Below are 18,078 nucleotides of genomic sequence, written 5' to 3' on the forward strand. Positions count from 1 at the left end.
TTCCCGCCCATGTGCCCGATCGGATGCAGGTCACTCGAACGCGACAGGCGGCTCGGGCCGGGAGGGACGAGTGTGGAATGCATGTCTTGCACCGTCCGTCCGCCGGGCTTCATGTCCGTTGTCGCATCCGCGCGCGGCTCCCGGAGTGAAGGTCCTGTCAACGGAGCGGCAAGCGATCACGAGGAGAGGAAGCGCGATGCGCCCCACCCAGGCGACGGATGACCATGTGGCGGGGCCACCGCCCGCCTCCCGACTGGTCGCCCTGCCACATTCACCTGTTCGGATGCGCCCGGACGGCCCTCGCACCGGGCGGGCCGCCGACCAGGTGGACGGGGGCAACGCCAGGAGGCAGGCCGGGGCCGGTGCGGCGCGCGCCGTCGACCGGGACGTGCACGCGGCCGTGGGCCGTGTGCTGGACGAGGTGCTGGCCGACCGGGTCGGCCGGGCCCGGGCCGTGGACCCGCTCTTCGCCGACGATCTCGCCCTGCGGGTCGCGCACTTCACCCAGCGGGGCGGCAAACGCGTCCGCTCGCGACTGCTCTGGTGGGCACTGCGCGCCTGCGGCGGCGGCGACGCGTCCACCACGGCGGCCCTGCGGCTGGGAGCCGCCCTGGAGCTTCTGCAGACCTGCGCGCTCGTCCAGGACGACGTGATGGACGGTTCGCCTCGGCGCCGGGGCAGGCCCGCCGTGCACGCGGACGTCAGCGCCCAGTACGCCCGGGCCGCACAACCCGGCCGGGTCGCGCGGTTCGGGGAGGCGGCGGCCGTCCTCGCCGGGGATCTCGCCCTCGCGTGGGCGGACGACCTGGTGGCGGAGACCGCTCTGCCTGCCGGCACCGAGCGCGTGGTGCGCCGGCTGTGGAGCGACCTGCGCACGGAGATGGTGGCGGGGCAGTACCTCGATGTCCAGGGGCAGACCACGGCGCCCCACTCGCTGCCTCGGGCGCTGCGCTCCGCCTGTCTCAAGAGCGCCCTGTACTCCGTCGAGCGGCCCCTGGCTCTGGGCGCGGCACTGGCGGGGGCGGACGACGCCACGACGGGCGCGCTGTGCTCGGCCGGCCGCTGCATCGGCATGGCCTTCCAACTCCGTGACGACTTGAGCGACGTCTTCGCCGACACCGAGCGGACCGGGAGGTCCGCGGGCGGAGACATCCGCGAGGGCAAGCGGACCTACCTGATCGCCCTGGCCCTCGCCAGGGCCGAGGCGGCCGGGGACCGCGCGGCCCTCGCCGTGCTCGGCCGGTCGCTCGGCAAGGGCGACCTGACGCCGGAAGGTCTCGACGAGGTGCGGAGGACCCTGGAACGCACCGGCGCCCGAGCCACGGTCGAGACGAGGATCGGCCGGCTGGTGGCACAGGGACTGCGCCATCTCGACGGCGCGGTGCTCGACCGGGAAGGCGGAAGCCGCCTGCGTGAGCTGCTCGTGGTCGCGGCGGGTGGCACGCCGGCCGCTCCGGGCGTCCGTCCGGGGGAATCCGCATCGGACCACGGCGTGGCCGTACCCCTGATCGCCTCCGCCGGTGAGGAGACCCGCGTATGAGCCGCACCCTGCCCGGTCCCAGTGACCATGTCGTCGTCGTGGGCGCGGGACTCTCCGGGTTGTCGGCCGCCCTGCACCTGCTGGGTGCCGGCCGCAGCGTCACCGTCGTGGAGCGCGACCCGCTGCCCGGTGGCCGCGCCGGACGTCTGGATCTCGCGGGCTACCGCGTGGACACCGGTCCCACCGTGCTGACCATGCCCGACCTCGCCGACGAGGCGTTCGCCGCGGTCGGCGACAGCCTGTACGACCGCGTCGAGCTGATCCCGTTGCATCCCGCCTACCACGCCCGCTTCGCCGACGGGAGCTCACTCGACGTGCACACCGAGGCCGATGCGATGGCCGTGGAGGTGAGGCGTTTCGCCGGAGCCGCCGAGGCGGCGGGCTACCGGCGGCTGCGGGCGTGGCTGGAGCAGCTCCACCGGGTACAGATGCGCCGGTTCATCGACGCCAACTTCGATTCCCCGCTGGGCCTGCTCAACGGCGACCTCGCGCGCCTGGTCGCCCTCGGCGGCTTCGGCGGTCTGGACTCACGGATCGGCAGCTTCCTGCGGGACGAGCGGCTGCGTCGCGTGTTCTCCTTCCAGGCCCTGTACGCGGGGGTGCCTCCTGCCCGGGCACTGGCGGCGTACGCCGTGATCGCCTACATGGACACCGTCGCCGGCGTCTATTTCCCCCGGGGCGGTATGCACGCGCTGCCCCGGGCCATGGCGGACGCCGCCGCCGACGCGGGCGCCGAACTGCGGTTCGGACAGCGGGTGACACGCCTGGAACGCTCCGGCGAACGGATCACGGCGGTCGTCACCGACCAGAACCGGATCCCCTGCGACGCCGTGGTCCTCACGCCGGACCTGCCCGTCGCCTACGGTCTGCTCGGCCGCCGGCCCCGGCGCCCGCTGCGGCTGCGCCACTCCCCCTCCGCGGTGGTCCTGCACGCGGGCACCGACCGCACCTGGCCCCAACTGGCCCACCACACCCTGTTCTTCGGGGCCGCCTGGCGCCGCACCTTCGATGAACTGACCCGCACGGGGCGCCTGATGAGCGATCCCTCGCTGCTGGTCACGCGCCCCACCGCCACCGATCCCGGGCTCGCGCCCCCGGACCGCCATCTGCACTACATCCTCGCGCCCTGCCCCAACACCGATGTGGGGCCCGGGGTCCGGGCCTGGGCCGACCTCGCGCCGCGCTACCGCTCCCAGCTGTTGCGGGAACTGGAACGGCGCGGCCTCGACGGCATCGAGGCCGCCATCGAGAAGGAGTGTCTCGTCACTCCGGCCACCTGGCAGTTGCAGGGGCACGCGGCCGGCACCCCGTTCTCGGCCGCGCACACCTTCGCCCAGACCGGCCCGTTCCGTCCCCGCAACCTGGTGCGGGGCACCGAGAACGCCGTCCTCGCCGGTTGCGGCACCACACCGGGCGTCGGCGTACCGACCGTGCTGCTGTCCGGAAAGCTGGCCGCGGCACGGATCACAGGCGTTCCCCGACCCCCTTCCGCACGCGCGCGCACGTCGCCGCCCCCCACTAAGGAGAGCGCCGTATGACCGACCGTGAACTCGACGCGGCAGGCATCACCGACGCGGCGCTGCGCGAGGCCTATCGCAACTGCCGCGCCCTCAACGCCCGCCATGGCAGGACGTACTTCCTCGCCACCCGGCTCCTGCCCGTCGCGCGCAGGTCCGCCGTGCACGCCCTGTACGGCTTCGCACGCTGGGCTGACGACATCGTCGACTCGCTCGATCCCGGTATCCGTGCCGACCAGCGAGTCGCAGCGCTGGCCGGGCTCCGGGAGAGCCTCGAGGAGGGTCTGCGCAGCGGGCACAGCTCCGAACCGGTGGTGCTCGCGCTCGCCGACACCGCTCGCCGCTACGACATTCCGCACGAGCACTTCCGCGACTTCATGACCGCCATGACGGCCGACCTGGTGGTCACGGACTACCCCACCTACGCCGACCTGTGCGGCTACATGCACGGCTCCGCGGCGGTCATCGGGCTGCAGATGCTTCCGGTTCTGGGGACGGTGGTTCCCCGTGACGAGGCGGCGCCGCACGCGGCCGCGCTCGGCATGGCCTTCCAGTTGAGCAACTTCCTGCGGGACGTGGGCGAGGACCTCGACCGCGGCCGGGTGTACCTGCCCGCCGATCTGCTCGACGCGTACGGCGTCGACCGCGCCCTGCTGCGCTGGAGCCGCCACTCGGGCCGGTCCGACGCCCGCATCACCGCCGCGTTGCAGGAGTTCGAGGCTCTGACCCGGGGCGTCTACCGGGATGCGGCACCGGGTCTCGGCATGCTGGATCCGGTGTCCCGGCCCTGCATCCGCACCGCGTTCGTCCTGTACGGCGGCATTCTGGACGCCGTCGCCCGCGACGGCTACGCGGTGCTGCACCGCCGGGCCGTGGTTCCCCAGCGCCGACGCGCCGCGGTCGCCGCGGACGGGCTCGCCCGAGCGATCGCGGCACGGCTGCGCTTCCGCGACGCCCCTCGTCACAGCGAAGCCGCGGCGAGCCCGCCGTCCCCCGGCCCGGCGACACCGCGTCCCGGCGTCCACCAGGAGGCCGCGTGAACCCCGTCCAGCCGGGCAGGCGGAAACGTCTCCCGCTCTCGCTGCGCCGACGCTCCGTCCCCTGGCACGGGCAGCGGCCCACATGGCGCGACGCCAGGCCGGCGTTGATCGCCGGGGCGCTGAAACGGGCGCAGGCCCGTCCGTCCGGCAACTGGTACGTCGTCGGCGCCTCGCGGGGTCTGCGCGACGACCGTCCCCTGGCGCGGACCGTGGCAGGACGGGAGCTGGTCGTCTGGCGGGCCGCCGACGGTCGGCTGGTGGCCGGGCCCGGCGTCTGTCCGCATCTGGGCGCTCCGCTGCGGGACAGTCCCGTCCACTGTGGCACCCTCGTGTGCCATTGGCACGGGCTGGCCCTGAACGGCACCTCGTTCGCCGACTGGAACCCGCTGCCGGTACACGACGACGGCGTTCTGCTGTGGGTGCGGCTCGACGACGTCGGCGGCGAGCCACCGCTGGACGAGCCGGTGGTGCCGCGGCGTCCCGACCTCGCCCGGGCTCTGTCGACGGTCTACGTCGGGATGGGCGTCTGCGAGCCCGAGGATGTCGTGGCCAATCGTCTGGACCCCTGGCACGGGGCCTGGTTCCACCCCTACTCGTTCGTCGACCTGACGGTGGTCGACGCGCCGAACGCCTCCGGTGACGGGCGGGACGACGGCTTCCTTGTGGACGTCTCCTTCAAGGTGGCTGGGCGGCTGGTCGTTCCGGTGCGGGCCGTCTTCACCGCGCCCGAACCGCGCACGGTCGTCATGCACATCACCGACGGCGAGGGCCAGGGCTCCGTCGTCGAAACGCACGCCACCCCGCTCGGTACGGACGACCGGGGACGGCCGCGCACGGCGATCGCCGAAGCCGTCGTCGCAGTCTCCGGCCGCCCCGGGTTCACCCTCGCGCGCCGCGCGGCCCCGGTCCTGCGCCCACTCGTCCGGGCCGCCGCAGGACGCCTGTGGCGCGACGACCTGGCCTACGCCGAACGACGCTGGCACCTGCGTTCCACGGGCCGCTTCCCGGGCTGATCGCCTCCACCATCCGGCCGGGGCCCCCTCACCACAGCCGCTCGGTCCTCGATGCGGGCTTCGATGGCGACGCGCTCGATACGGTCCCAGGTGAACTCGTGTCTTCCCGCGTTCCCTTGGGTCACGATGCCCTGGGGGCCGACGTGCAGCTCCCACGCGGCCCTCTTCTCACGGAGTGCCGCGTGCTGCAATCTGCTGTGCCAGGATCCCGAAGATCCGAGGATCGCAACGCAGACGATGAGAAACCCCATCACCGGGAGCATCACCCCGCCGAACGCGTAGAGGTCCGAACGCCCGTCGCCGCGTTCGGTGAGGAACTGCGGGCCAGCCAGCTCTGGGTCAACGGCCTCACCAAGGCCCTCGCCCAGGTGAGCAAGACGGGCTGACCCGGAACACAAGGCGGGCCGGCCTCTCCCCTACAGCAAAGCCCGCCCTTCCGGTGCGGACCGCGGCACCGCCCCGCGGTCCGCACCTCTGCCGTGTGCGACGGCTTGGGACCGGCCTCCCACCGCCACCAGGTGTCAAATACGGCCGTTGGTGAGGCGGGTGAGGGGACCGCGCGTGTGGCGTTCGGCTCGCCGGCCCATCGCGTACGACGCGGCGGTCAGCGCGGTGAGACCCGCGCCCACGCCGGCGGAGACCAGCTTGCGGTGGGCGACCACCGCCCAGGCCGTCTTGGCCGTGGTCGCGACCTGGCCGGAAGCCGTGATCAGCGCCTGGCGGCCCGACTCGACGCCCCGGGCCGCCGTGCGGGCGGCCGCGCTCGTCGCCGCGGTTGCTCGTTCGGTGCCGGACTTCGCGGCTGACACCGCGTCATCGGTGGTCGTCACGGCCTTCTTCGCCGCGCGGCCGGCCGGTGCCGTCGCCTTGTCCGCCGTCCGCTGGGCCTTCGACGCGGTCTCCCGCGCCGGTGCGGACTTTCGGCTGGTGTCACTGTTCGATTCAGTCATGGGCTACGCGTTGCCCGGCCACGTCGGGGCAAACGTGTCGGCCCTCCGCCCCCGCCGGAATGCGTTCCGGGACGCCGCCGGGAGCAGTGGCGGGGGTGCCGGCCGGTGGAAGTCCCCTGTCCTGTGCCTTGCTTGAGGTACGACTCGCAGACTGAGGCCGCGGTACCGGGGCTTCGGGACGCTGCCCGGGCGAAGACCGAGGGCACCTGGTCGAGGGGCGGTCCGACGGGCACCCGCGCTCGGCTCTCTCCGGTGTGCGGGCCACGGCACGGCCCGTCCGACTGCCCCCACTGCCTCGACCGACCTCGACCGACCTCGACCGCGGAGCCTGCCCCGGGGTTGCCATGCGAGCTCGGTCGCCTGTCGGTCCCGGTCGCCATGCTCCCCGAGCACCTTGCGGTCGGTCGCGTCGATGGCGAGGGTCGTCCGTGGAGTTCGGCGGCACCCACGGTGCTTTCGGTCCTGTCCGTGGCGGTCTGCGCGGTCTGTTGAACGGTCACGGTGGCTTTACCCGCCCGGTCCTTCCGCTCGCGCTTGTCGTCGGGGTCCTGGTCCCTCTTGGCCTGCTCTTGGCCGGCCTTACCGGTGACCACGCGGAGGACGACGTCGGAGCCACCTGGGCGGCCTCGACCGCACCGGTCCTCGCGGCGCCCTCGCCGTCCTCGCCGTCCTCGCGCAGCGTGTACAGGCTCCCGTGAGATCGCACCCTCGTCTACCTGGGCCAACGCCCCGTACCCCGTCGGAGAAGGTATGAGGCGTTCCGCTGTAGTGCGTGTCGGGTCAGAACCTGGGCATGCGGGACCGGGCTTGGACGAGTTCGGCGGCTTCTTCCTCTGTTTCCACGGAGGGTGGGGAGCCGGCCAGGGGTTCGTTGGCGGTTTCCCTCATGCACAGGACGGCGATGACGCCGATGACCGCAGCGGCCGTGGCGTAGTAGGCCGGCATGAGGTTGGTGCCGAAGGTGCTGATCAGGGCGGTGATCACCAAGGGGGTCGTGCCGCCGAAGAGTGAGGTGGAGACGTTGTAGGCGACCGACAGGGAACCGTAGCGGACCTGGGTGGGGAAGATCGCCGGGAGCGCCGCCGACATCGTGCCGAGCATCGCCACCAGCGAGAGCCCCATCAGGAGCAGCCCCAGGGTGATGAGGACGACGTCGCCCTGCCGGATGAGGAGGAAGGACGGCACGGAGAGGAAGAGGAAGCCGAGCATCCCCGCCATCAGCAGTGGTTTGCGCCCGAAGCGGTCCGAGAGCCGTCCGACCTGGTTGATGACGCACATCTGGAGGACCATCACGAGGAGCAGGATCAGCAACCCGCGGTTGGTCCCGTAGTCCAGCTCGTCGGACAGGTACGTCGGCATGTACGAGAGCAGCATGTAGTCCGTGATGTTGTACGCCGCGACGAGCGCGAGGCAGAGCAGCAGCGGCCGCCAGTGGCGGGTGAAGATCTTGGCGAGGTCGGCGGTGGCCGAGGTCTCCACGGCGCCGGCGGCCTCGCCCGCCGTGGCCTGGCCGCCCTCCAGCTTCTGGAAGGCGGGCGTCTCGTCCAGCTTGAGCCGCAGGTAGAGGCCGATGAAGCCGAGCGGGGCCGCGACCAGGAAGGGGATGCGCCAACCCCAGTGCAGCATCTGGTCCGCGCTGAGGAGGCCGGTGAGGATGACGACGAGACCGGAGGCCCCGACGTACCCGGCGAGGGTGCCGAACTCGAGGAAACTGCCGAAGAAGCCGCGCCGCTTGTCGGGCGCGTACTCCGCGATGAAGGTCGAGGCACCCCCGTACTCCCCACCGGTCGAGAAGCCCTGCACCAGTCGGAAGAAGATCAGCAGGGCCGGGGCCCAGAGGCCGATGGTGGCGTGCGAGGGAATGAGGCCGATGGCGAAGGTCCCCACCGCCATCATGATCATGGTGATGGAGAGGATGCGCTTGCGGCCCATCCTGTCGCCGAGCGGCCCGAAGACCATTCCGCCGACCGGGCGTACCAGGAAGGCCACCGCGAAGGTCGCGAAGGAGCCGAGCAGCTGGGCGGTGTCATTTCCCGAGGGGAAGAAGACCTTCCCGATGGTCGAGGCGAGATAACTGTAGATACCGAAGTCGTACCACTCCATCGCGTTGCCGAGAGCGGCGGCCTTGGTGGCCCGTTTGACCGCCGCCTCGTCGGTCACGGTGATGTCGCTGCGACGCAGCTTCGGGTTGCGTCGCCTCTCGATCGCGCGGAACAGCACCCTGTGGCGGCTGACCGCGGCGGGGTCCACCGACTCGTCGTGGTCGGTCGCCGCCATGACGGTGTTTCCTTTCGCCGGTCGCATTACCAGGAAGAACACCTGCACGGTTCTCGCTTCCTCAAACAGACCGTCCGCGGGGCGCCCGAGCGGGCACGGACGGTGACGGCCCAGCCGTCTCGGTGAAATCGAGGTCGTGGAGGATCTTGGCGAGGTGTCCGGGCCCGGCCGTCCTCCGACCGCACCCGCCGCAGGCCGTGGTGTGTGCGCACAGCCCTGGCGGGGAACTTGGTTCGCCCGGGTGCCGCCCTGGTGAGACCTGGGTGCCGCCCCGGTGAGAGGAGCCCAAGTGACAGCGTCGGCGTCAGGCGGTCGGAACCCAGACGCTCAGGAGGACGGGTACGAGCCGGACCCCCACCGGTGGCGGGCCCTGTGGGTCACCCTGGTGGCCGGCTTCATGAGTCTGCTGGACGTCACGATCGTGGCGGTGGCCCTGCCCACCATCCAGCGCGACCTTCACGCCTCCCCCGCACAGGTGCAGTGGGTGGTGTCCGGATACGCCCTCACCTTCGCCCTCGCCCTCGTCACCGCCGGGCGCCTCGGCGACGCCCTGGACCGGCGCCGCATCTTCCTGCTGGCCCTCAGCGGCTTCGTGATCTTCAGCGCGGCCTGCGGAGCGGCCCCGGACATCACGCTGCTGGTGGTGGCCCGGCTCGCCCAGGGCCTGGCGGCCGGATTCATGGCCCCCCAGAACTCCGCGCTCATCCAGCAGATGTTCCGCGGCGCCGAACGCGGCCGCGCCTTCGGCTTCTTCGGAGCCACCGTCGGCGTCTCCTCCGCCGCCGGCCCCATCGCCGGCGGCGCCATCCTCGCCCTGGCCTCCGGTCCACAGGGCTGGCGGTGGATCTTCTACGTCAACCTCCCCATCGGCATCCTCGCCGTCCTCCTCGGCCGCCGCCTGCTGCCCCGCACCCGGCGGTCCGGCCGGGGACGCGTGGACCTGCCCGGTGTCCTGCTCCTCGGCCTCGGTGTCCTGGCGCTCATGTACCCGCTGGTCCAGGCGGACTCGGGCGGCATCAGCCACCTGTGGTGGCTGTTCCTCGTCGGCGTCGCGGTCCTCGCCGTCTTCGTCCAGTGGCAGCGCCGCCTCGTCGCCCGCGGTGCCCAGCCCCTGCTCGACCCGCGTTTGTTCACCACCGTGCGCGGCTATGCCGTCGGCGCGGGTGTCGGCACTCTGTACTTCATCGGCTTCAGCGGGGTCTGGCTGGTTTTCGCCCTCTTCTACCAGCGCGGTCTCGACTTCTCCCCGCTCCGCTCCGGCCTCGCCGTCACCCCCTTCGCCCTTGGCTCGGCGAGCGCAGCCGTGGTCGCCGGCCGCCTGGTGGACCGGTTTGGCCGCCTGCTCACCGTGTGCGGCCTCACAGGTGTGATCGTCGGCCTGGGTGCCACCGCGCTGCTGCTCCGCTTCGCGCCCCTCGACATCGCTCCCTGGCTCGCCACCCCGGTGCTGTTCCTCGGCGGCCTCGGCGGCGGCTTCGTGGTCTCACCCAACATCACCATGACCCTGCGGGACGTGCCCGTGCGCATGGCGGGCGCGGCGGGCGGCGCCCTGCAGACCGGACAACGGCTCGGCGCCGCGGTGGGGACCGCCGCCCTGCCCGGCCTCTTCTACCTGGTGCTCGGCCGGAGCGACGACTACCGCGGCGCGCTCGTCACCGCGCTGGGCTCCGCCCTCGTCGGCATGGTGGCGTCCCTGGCCCTGGCGACGTTCGACTGGCGGCGTGAGGGACGAAAGCGCCGACCGCGCCCGAAGTGCCCGGACGAGATCGCCAACAACCCGGTGCACGCCCGGCAGACCTGACCAGGCCCTTCCGCACCCGGTCACCGCCGACGGGGCGGGTGTACGGCGACGACCGCCTCCCGGCGGCGGGGCGCACGGCTGCGGGGTGCCCGGCCGGTTCACGAAAGCCTGGGTTCCTCGGTCGCGACTCGCATGGAGCGTCCATGCGGGTTGCATCTTCGAGATGACCGAGCCGAGGCCGGCCCTGTCGCCGTTGTCCGAATCACCGATCCATTGCCCTCAGAAAGGCCTGCCCATGCGCCGTAGCACCGTTCTCGCCCTGTGCGCCCTCCTCACTGCCGCAGCAACCGGGTTCCTCGCCACCACCGCCCTCCGCAGTCGCTGAACGACGGACCGGCCGTCCTCGGGCGGCGTCCACCGGGTCGATGCGGCGTGAGACAGCACCGCACACGGTCGCCACCGTCGGCGGAATGCTGGGTTTCTCTGGGCTGTGATGGGGGGGTGTTGTCGGCCAAAATGACACAGGCTCCCCTGCCGTCACCGGGCATGCCTCAGTAGGGATCGCCGACGTGGCGACCGGGTCTGCGGGATGGAGCAGGCCCGGTGAGGCAAGCGCCTTCGTTGCGTACCGCAACGCCCGGGCGCGGCCTTCACCGGATGTCCGAGATGGTCCGCCCGGCCCCGGGCAGGCGTGCGGTCTTGCCGGTGGGAGCGTGGTGGAGGGACCGCCCGACGGGCCTTGGGTGCCCTCGTGGTGCGCTATCGCGAAGTGCCGACTCCATTCGCGGCAGCCCGGGGGCACGGCCCTCGCGGCGCCGTCGCGCGATAGCCGGTCGTGCCGTGCGGCCAGTCGGCTGTCGGCCATCTTCGGCCTGGCGGAGGAACTTGAGGAGACTTCAGGGCCCTTGTTCCCGTGACACCGGGGTGATTAGGCTCCGGCTCACTTTCGCACTTCGCACACATTTTCCACACATGGCGGTCGGTTCGTCGGTGCGCCAGTTGCTTTCGCATGCTGCTGCCGGTCGTCTTCGGTGGCGGCCGCCGTGCATTCAGGGGGTGGGGGGCATCGACGTGTCTGGCGTACCGTGGCGCGCCGACGGCGAGTCGCCCTCACCCGGGACCGTGCCCCTCCGGCAGGGAGCCGGGCTCGGCGCCGCCAGCCGCCGCGACACAGCCGTTCTGTGGTTCGTCAACGCCGTCGACGGACTCGGCAGTCAGGCCTCCGGGCTGGTCTTCCCGCTCTTGCTCCTCGACCTGGGCCACGGCCCGGGAACCGCGGGCGCGTTCGCCAGTGCCGCCGCGATCGCCGGTGTACTGCTGGGGCCGCTGGTCGCCGTGCCGGCCGACCGGGGACACCGGCGCGCCCTCATGACCGCGTCGGCGGTGCTGGCAGCGCTGGCGGTGGCGGGACTGGCCATCTCGTGCCTCCGGCATCCGCCGTTGTGGGCCCTGCTGGGTCTGGCATTCACCGAGCGTCTGTGCGCGACGGCGTACGAGGCCGCGGCGCGCGGCGCGCTGGTCCGGCTGGTGGCCGAGGACGACATGCCGCGGGCCGTGGCCGGCGTTCAGGCGGGTGATCAGGCGGCGCTGGTGGTGGGACCGGCGCTGGGTGGTGTCCTGTTCGGCGTGAGCCGCTTCCTGCCGTTCGCCGTCGATGCGGTCACGTACGCCGTGGCGGCCCTCGGGACGCGGGTGATCCGCGGCCACCTTGACACGCCGGCGGTTTCCGCTCAGCCGCCCAGCGGTTCGGCCGAGTCGCCTCCCGGAATCGAGGGCGCGCCGCGGCGGGTGTTCACGGGCGCTCTGCGGGCCGGTCTGGTCGTGGTGGTCCGCTCCCCCGTGCTGCGTCTGGTGTTCCTGTGGACGTCGGTGGCGAGCGGGGTGCTGGCGCTGCTGTTCTACACCGCCGTTTTCGTGATGGGCGGTGACTCGGGCAGCGCCGTGACCGGAGGGGTGCTCGCGGCCTCCGGGGCAGCGGGACTGGCCGGTTCGCTGGTGGCGGCGCGGGTGGTGCGCCGGCTCGGCGCGCACCGGTCGCTGGCTGCGGCCACCTGGCTGCTCCTGGTACCGTGCGCCGCGCTGTCGGTGGCCGAGGGGCCGTGGCTGTGGGCACTGTGCTTCTCCGCGCTGTGTGCGGTGCTGCCCGTGGTCACCGTCGTGCTGGGTGCGGCGGCCGTGCTCGCCGCACCGCCGGAGCTGCAATCACGGGCCGGGGCCGTACTGGCCGCCGGTGCCGCGGTGACCGCTGCGATGGCGCCGGCGTGCGCGGCCGCCCTGGTGGGCTGGGGCGGGGGCCGGACTGCTGCCCTGGGCTGTGGAGCCGCACTGGCCTTACTGGCGGTTCACACCCAGCGCTCCGCGGGCACAGTGCTGCGGCCGCCCGTGCCGGGGGACGGGTGCGACCGTACCGGCCCCTCGGCGGGTTCCACCCCGGGAGGCCGGCCATGACCCATGCCTACCGGGTGTTCGTCGCCGCCCTGCCCGACGTGTGCCCGGCGGACCGGCGCCGCATGGTCTTCACCGCGGACGCCGCAGGCCGCTGCGAGGTCTTCACGTGGGATGCCGGGACCCGTCGGGTCCGGCAGGTGACCGACAGCGGCGGGGGCACCGTGCACCGGGCGATAGACGCCGACGGATACGTGTGGTGGTTCGACGAGGACGCGGCGGGAGAGGGCCGCTGGTGGTTCCAGCACTTCGCCGGCGGCCCGCGGCTGCCGGGACTGCCCGGCGCGCCGGCCGGCCTGCCTCGGGGGTTGGCCGTGACCGCGGACGGAACGGTCGCCACGGCCGTCGCCCGGGAACAGCAGACCGTGGTGCTCGTGGGCCGGCGAGGCCGGGCTCCCGGCGAGGTGCTGCGCACGTCCCGGTCGTGCCGGCTGGGCGGCATCAGCGCGGACGGCGCCCTGATCGCCCTGGCCGCGTCGGCCGGCGACGCGGTGGCCGTCTCGGTCGTCGCGCGCGACGGCCGGACCGTCGCCGGCCTGCCCGGGGCCGGACGGGCCGGCGGCGGACTGTGGTGCCAGGGCTTCTCCACCGTGGCCGGGCACCGCGAGCTGCTCCTGGTGCGGGATCTCGGAGACCGTTACGCCCTGGCCACGTGGACGCGGGAACAGGGGCTGCGCACCCATCACTGGTGCGCATTCGACACCGAGATCAGCGCCCGCTGGTATCCGGACAGCCGAAAGGTACTGGTGCGTCAGGACCGCCACGGTCGCTCCCTGCTGCACCGCGTGGACCTCGGATCCCGGCGGCGGACCCTTGTGCCCACACCCGCCGGCAGCCTGCTGGACGCGGCGCCGAGAGCCTCGGACGCGGTCGACTATCTGTGGACCGGCACCGCCCACCCGCCGGTCCTGTGCGCCACGGACGGCATCGCCCTGCCGCCGGCCGGCCCCCCGGTCGTCGTTCCCGGCCGGCACACCGACTGCTGGACGCCCATGCCGTCGGGACGCGTGCACACCCTGCTGAGCCTGCCCGAGCCGACCGGCACCGCGCCGCCCCCCGCGGTCTTCCTGCTCCACGGCGGCCCGGCCGACCACGACCGGGATGCCTATGACGGCACGGTGCACTCACTGGTGGCCTCGGGCTACGCGGTCGTCCGTGTCAACTACCGCGGCTCCACCGGGTACGGGCCGCGCTGGCGGCGTGCCTTTCCCGCGGGGGTGGGGCACACCCAGGTGGAGGATCTGGACGCGGTCCGAGCCGACCTCGTGTCCCGGGGGCTGATCGCCGGTGACGCCACCGCGTTGTGGGGGGTGTCCTGGGGCGGCTATCTGGTTCTGCTCGCCCTGGGCCGCCGTCCCGGGCTGTGGCAGGCCGGCATCGCCGTCAAACCGGTGGCCGACTGGGCAGCCGCTCACCGGGCGACCACACCGGCGCTGCGTGCCCTGGACATCCGGATGTTCGGCGGCACCCCGGACGAGGTCCCTGAGCGTTACGCCGGCAGTTCCCCCCTCACCTACGCGTCCTCGGTCACGGCGCCGCTGCTCGTCGTCGGCGCGACCCGCGACACCAAATGCCCGCCCGGGCAGATCCGTACCTATCTCGACGCGCTGACCGCCGCGGGCGTACCGCACGAGGCGATGTGGCTCGACACCGGCCACGACGGATACGACGGCGCGGCGCACGTCGCCGTCCTGCGCCGTTCCCTGTCTTTTCTGCGCGCGCGGCTGCCCGAACCGGCGCCCCGCGCCCCTGGACGTCCTCACGCACCGGCGGGAGGGCCCCGGTCCCACTGAGGCCACAGCGGGACCGGGTGTGCACAGCACCACACCACTCACAGAAGGAGAAGCACCGTGCAGAAGGACATCATCCACAACGACCCGCTCGCGGGCGACGAGGAGAACCGCAAGCCGGGCATCGGCATCACCATCACCGTCCCGTTCCGCAACGCCGACGAGGGCGACGACAACGAGGAGTGACGCACGGTCCGGCCGGCCCGCGAGCTCGCGGGCCGGCCGGGCTCGCCGTCCCACCTGGCCGTCTGCCCGCGCCCTCATCCAAGGAGCCGTCCGTGCGCGTTCTCCTCCTCAACATGCCATGGTCGCCCATCGACCTGCCCTCCCTGGCCCTGGGCATCCTCAAACGCAGCGTCGACGAACGCGTCGCGGGCGCGACGTGCGAGGTGCTGCACGCCAACCTCGAGTTCACCGACTGGATCACCCGGCGCACCGAGTTCTCCGCCGAGGACTACGAGTACTACGCCCTGTCCTCCTACTTCCTCGGCTGCGGCGACTGGGTGTTCTCCAGCGCCCTGTACGACGATCCCGCTTGGAAGGACGCCGAGTTCACCGAGGTGATGACCGGCAAGCTGCGCTCCTCGCGGATGCGGATGACACGTCGGCTGCACGCGGTGGTACCGGAGTTCGTGGAGCAGATCGCCCGACGGGTGGCCGACCTCGCCCCCGACGTCGTGGGTCTGACGTCCACCTTCCAGCAGAACGCCGCCGCGTTGGCGGCGGCCCGGCACATCAAGCGGCTCGCCCCGCGGATCGTGACGGTCATGGGCGGCGCCAACTGCGACGCCGAACAGGGCGCCGCCGTGCACCGGAACTTTCCCTTCGTCGACTTCGTGGTACGCGGTGAGGGCGAGGACGCGTTCCCGCGGCTGCTGGAGACGCTGCGAGACGGATCGGGGGCCGACGCGGCGGCCGGGATCCCCGGACTGTGCCACCGCAGGGACGGCTCCTCGGTCGCCAACCCGATGCCCACCGGGCCCTTGCCCCCGGCCGCGATCCTTCCCCCGGACTACAGCGGCTACTTCGAGCGCCTCGCCGCCTCCGTGGCACGCAACTGGGTGGAGCCGAAGCTGGTGGTCGAGGGCGCCCGCGGCTGCTGGTGGGGCGAGAAGCACCACTGCACGTTCTGCGGCCTGAACGGCTCGTTCATGCAGTTCCGCAGCAAGAGCCCCGACACCTTCTACCAGGAGATCATGGACCTGGCCGAGCGCCATCGTGTCCTCGACATGTACGTCGTCGACAACATCCTCGACATGCGCTACCTGTCCACGGTGCTGCCCCGGATCATCGACAGCGGCTACGACCTGCGGATGCACATCGAGATCAAGGCGAACATGCGCCGCCCGCAGCTGCAGGTCCTCGCCGACGCCGGGCTCATCTACGTCCAGCCCGGCATCGAGAGCCTCAACAGCAGGGTGCTCGACCTCATGGACAAGGGAGTCAGCGGCTGCCAGAACGTGCGGATGCTCCGGGACGCGGCCGAGACGGGCCTGTCGGTGTCCTGGAACTACCTGCACGGCTTTCCCGGTGAGACAGCCGACGACTACGACCCCGTGATCCGCCAACTGCCCGCGCTGGAGCATCTGAACCCGCCGGTCGACCTGTCCGCCCGGATCGCCGTCGAACGCTTCAGCCCCTATTTCGACCGGCCAGAACTGGGCTTCACCGGACTGCGTCCGGAGGAGCACTATCTCTTCACCTACGACCTGCCGGAAGAGGAACTGCACGACCTGGCCTATGTCTTCCAGGCGCCGGAACGCGGCATCGGCGATGACACGGTGACCCGGCTGAACGAGGCCATCGCCGCGTGGAAGAAGCACCACACCGACTCACGGCTCACCCATACCGACCTCGGTGACGAGATCGTCCTGGTCAGCCGGCGATACTCGTTCGACTGGCGGACGAGGCGCCTGACCGACCCGTTCAGCGTCGCGGTCTTCCGTCTCCTCGACCAACCGCACTCCCCCGCCGCCCTGCACCGCAAGGCCACGGCCGACCCCGCGTTCGCCGACCGCGCCCCGCAGGATGTGCAGGCACTCCTGGACGAATGGACGGCGCTGGGGGTGACCTTCACCGACGCCGGCCACTACGTCCACATCGCGCCCGCGTCCGTCAACCAGGATTTGCTGCGCCTCGACCACATGAGTCACCTGCACGCCCGCCCCGCGTCCGAACCGACCGACGGTTCCGTTGCGACGGCCCGTCCCGCTCCGGCTCCCGCGCTGCCCTGAACCCTGCCGAAGGCCGGCCCCGTTCCCCCGTCCGACACCGCATACGCCCGCCAGCGTCGAGGAGCCGCACATGCCTCCCAGTACACCGCCCCCGGCCGTCCAGGCCTGGCGCGACCACGACACCGAGGCCCGGACGCTACCGGGCATGTCCCTGGGCCGCATTCCGCTCGCCGCGGATCCCGGCGCCGCCGAACGGCTGTGGGGCATGGGCGCGCGCAGAGCCGAACTCGACAGCCCCGTCGACCTCGCCACATCCGGACGGGCCGCCGCCCGGGCCGCGATCGACAGGCTCTGCCTGGTCCGCGACCTGACGGCGCGGGCCGTCCGGGTCGACTGGGACCTCCACCTGCCCGCGGGCCGGGACGACGAGACCTGGAAGGTCCTGTCACATCTGCAGCCACCACGTACGGTCACGGGCCTCACCGACCCGGAAACCGCGCTGCACGCCTGGCGAACCCGTCACTACCTCTGCAAACTGATATGGCGTCAAGGCCCGGGATTCCTCCAGATCCGCGACCGGCGCTGGGGTGACCTACGCCGCTTCACCGCCGACGACCCCCGCTATCCGGAAGCCGTCGCCCGGCTCGACCGGGGCGCCCACCACACGGACGTCGCGACCGACATCCTGGAGGAGTTCGCGGCCGAGCACCTCGTCCTGCGGGCGGACGACCTCGTCTGGTGGTTGCCCTATCGCGTCTCCCGATGGCTTCAGGAGGCCATGGCCGTCTAGGAATATGTCCCCGCAGCCGGTCGGCTGGCGGGGACATTCCCTGTGAGGGTTCAGGCGTGTTGGCGTCGTCGGGCCCAGAGAGGGGTGACAAAAGCGATGAGGACGGCCGCGACACCTATCTGGAAGATGTGGCGGATCCAGTCGATGCCACCGGTGTCACGTACGCCGAAGGCGGTGGCAAGCGCATTGCCGACGACCGCGCCGACGATGCCGAGGATGACCGTCAGCCAGAGCGGAATGGGCTGGCGCCCCGGGACGACCAGCTTGGCGACCAACCCGATGATGAGTCCCGCGATGATGGCCCACAAGAATGACACGACTTCTCCTTCCACAGTGCACCGAAGTTCGGCACTTCCCGCTTGCCCCTGGAAGAGAGCCCTACGCCTGTGCTTCTCCCACAGGCCCGAACCGGACTGCCGCTACGGATGTCCCGGCGGCTTCGCCCGGTGACCGGCCCGCGTCAGGCATCGGAAGTGTCGCTGCCGGCGTGGAGGTTGAAGATCTGGTCGAGGCCGACGATGGTGAGGATGCGCAGCAGGTGAGGGGGGACGGCGGCCAGAACGACGTCGGCGCCGGCGCTCTGTGCGTGTTGCCGGGCGGCCAGGAGCGCCGTGATCCCGGTGGAGTCGCAGAACTCGAGGCCGGACAGATCCAGAGTCAGGCACTGCCCCGGGGCCAGGGCAAGGTGCTCGACCTGCCGGCTCAGGGCGGCGGCCTGGTCGTAGTCGAGTTCGCCGGCCATGTACAGAACGGGTCCGGTGGCGGCGTCGCGGTGAGTGATGTTCAACAGGGTCATCGTGA

The 18,078-nt window shown here is 72.1% G+C and carries 14 protein-coding genes; 10 read left to right on the top strand and 4 right to left on the bottom strand.

Annotated elements, in window-relative coordinates:
- Positions 1–283 precede the first annotated feature (283 nt).
- The 4 genes from ABZ079_RS31670 to ABZ079_RS31685 are packed head-to-tail and all read left to right on the top strand — an operon-like array spanning position 284 to position 5,110.
- Positions 284–1,540: a polyprenyl synthetase family protein gene (locus tag ABZ079_RS31670; RefSeq protein ID WP_356942878.1), complete on the top strand. Its 1,257-nt coding sequence runs from the start codon at positions 284–286 to the stop codon at positions 1,538–1,540.
- Positions 1,537–3,078 (top strand): phytoene desaturase family protein, encoded by a 1,542-nt coding sequence (gene crtI / locus ABZ079_RS31675; protein ID WP_356942879.1) that lies wholly within the window; start codon positions 1,537–1,539, stop codon positions 3,076–3,078. The genes ABZ079_RS31670 and crtI overlap by 4 nt, the downstream gene beginning before the upstream one ends.
- On the top strand, positions 3,075–4,097 hold the full coding sequence (locus ABZ079_RS31680) for a phytoene/squalene synthase family protein (RefSeq protein WP_356942880.1): 1,023 nt from the start codon (positions 3,075–3,077) through the stop codon (positions 4,095–4,097). The genes crtI and ABZ079_RS31680 overlap by 4 nt, the downstream gene beginning before the upstream one ends.
- Complete coding sequence (locus ABZ079_RS31685) at positions 4,094–5,110, top strand: DUF5914 domain-containing protein (RefSeq protein WP_356942881.1); 1,017 nt, start codon at positions 4,094–4,096, stop codon at positions 5,108–5,110. Before ABZ079_RS31680 ends, ABZ079_RS31685 begins: the two co-directional genes overlap by 4 nt.
- A gap of 521 nt (positions 5,111–5,631) precedes the next feature.
- Here the strand turns inward: ABZ079_RS31685 and ABZ079_RS31690 are convergent.
- Together ABZ079_RS31690 and proP are read right to left on the bottom strand one after the other, a co-directional pair.
- Positions 5,632–6,060 (bottom strand): hypothetical protein, encoded by a 429-nt coding sequence (locus ABZ079_RS31690; RefSeq protein ID WP_356942882.1) that lies wholly within the window; start codon positions 6,058–6,060, stop codon positions 5,632–5,634.
- A gap of 780 nt (positions 6,061–6,840) precedes the next feature.
- Complete coding sequence (gene proP, locus ABZ079_RS31695) at positions 6,841–8,337, bottom strand: glycine betaine/L-proline transporter ProP (protein ID WP_356942883.1); 1,497 nt, start codon at positions 8,335–8,337, stop codon at positions 6,841–6,843.
- A gap of 289 nt (positions 8,338–8,626) precedes the next feature.
- On the opposite strand from proP, the gene ABZ079_RS31700 reads away from it, so the two are divergent.
- The 6 genes from ABZ079_RS31700 (at position 8,627) to ABZ079_RS31725 (ending at position 17,277) form a co-directional block, all read left to right on the top strand.
- A complete protein-coding gene (locus tag ABZ079_RS31700) occupies positions 8,627–10,138 on the top strand; it encodes an MFS transporter (protein ID WP_356942884.1) in 1,512 nt (503 codons plus the stop codon).
- 1,011 nt (positions 10,139–11,149) lie between these two features.
- Entirely contained in the window at positions 11,150–12,526 is a 1,377-nt protein-coding gene (locus ABZ079_RS31705) for an MFS transporter (protein ID WP_356942885.1), read from the top strand.
- Positions 12,523–14,316, top strand: coding sequence for an alpha/beta fold hydrolase (locus ABZ079_RS31710; protein ID WP_356942886.1), 1,794 nt, complete (start codon positions 12,523–12,525; stop codon positions 14,314–14,316). Before ABZ079_RS31705 ends, ABZ079_RS31710 begins: the two co-directional genes overlap by 4 nt.
- A gap of 57 nt (positions 14,317–14,373) precedes the next feature.
- Entirely contained in the window at positions 14,374–14,499 is a 126-nt protein-coding gene (locus ABZ079_RS31715) for a hypothetical protein (protein WP_356942887.1), read from the top strand.
- Positions 14,500–14,591: 92 nt separating this feature from the next.
- Positions 14,592–16,547: a RiPP maturation radical SAM C-methyltransferase gene (locus tag ABZ079_RS31720; RefSeq protein ID WP_356942888.1), complete on the top strand. Its 1,956-nt coding sequence runs from the start codon at positions 14,592–14,594 to the stop codon at positions 16,545–16,547.
- A 70-nt stretch (positions 16,548–16,617) separates the two neighbouring features.
- Positions 16,618–17,277 carry a DUF5825 family protein gene (locus ABZ079_RS31725; protein WP_356942889.1) on the top strand — a complete coding sequence of 220 codons (660 nt, stop codon included), beginning with the start codon at positions 16,618–16,620 and terminating at the stop codon, positions 17,275–17,277.
- A 50-nt stretch (positions 17,278–17,327) separates the two neighbouring features.
- Here ABZ079_RS31725 and ABZ079_RS31730 read toward each other — a convergent pair whose 3' ends face one another.
- Both ABZ079_RS31730 and ABZ079_RS31735 read right to left on the bottom strand, forming a co-directional pair.
- A complete protein-coding gene (locus ABZ079_RS31730) occupies positions 17,328–17,594 on the bottom strand; it encodes a GlsB/YeaQ/YmgE family stress response membrane protein (RefSeq protein WP_356942890.1) in 267 nt (88 codons plus the stop codon).
- Positions 17,595–17,737: 143 nt separating this feature from the next.
- Complete coding sequence (locus ABZ079_RS31735; protein ID WP_356942891.1) at positions 17,738–18,073, bottom strand: STAS domain-containing protein; 336 nt, start codon at positions 18,071–18,073, stop codon at positions 17,738–17,740.
- Positions 18,074–18,078 lie beyond the last annotated feature (5 nt).

Origin of the sequence: Streptomyces sp. NPDC006314, from assembly GCF_040613075.1 — a bacterium.
Taxonomy (GTDB): domain Bacteria; phylum Actinomycetota; class Actinomycetes; order Streptomycetales; family Streptomycetaceae; genus Streptomyces.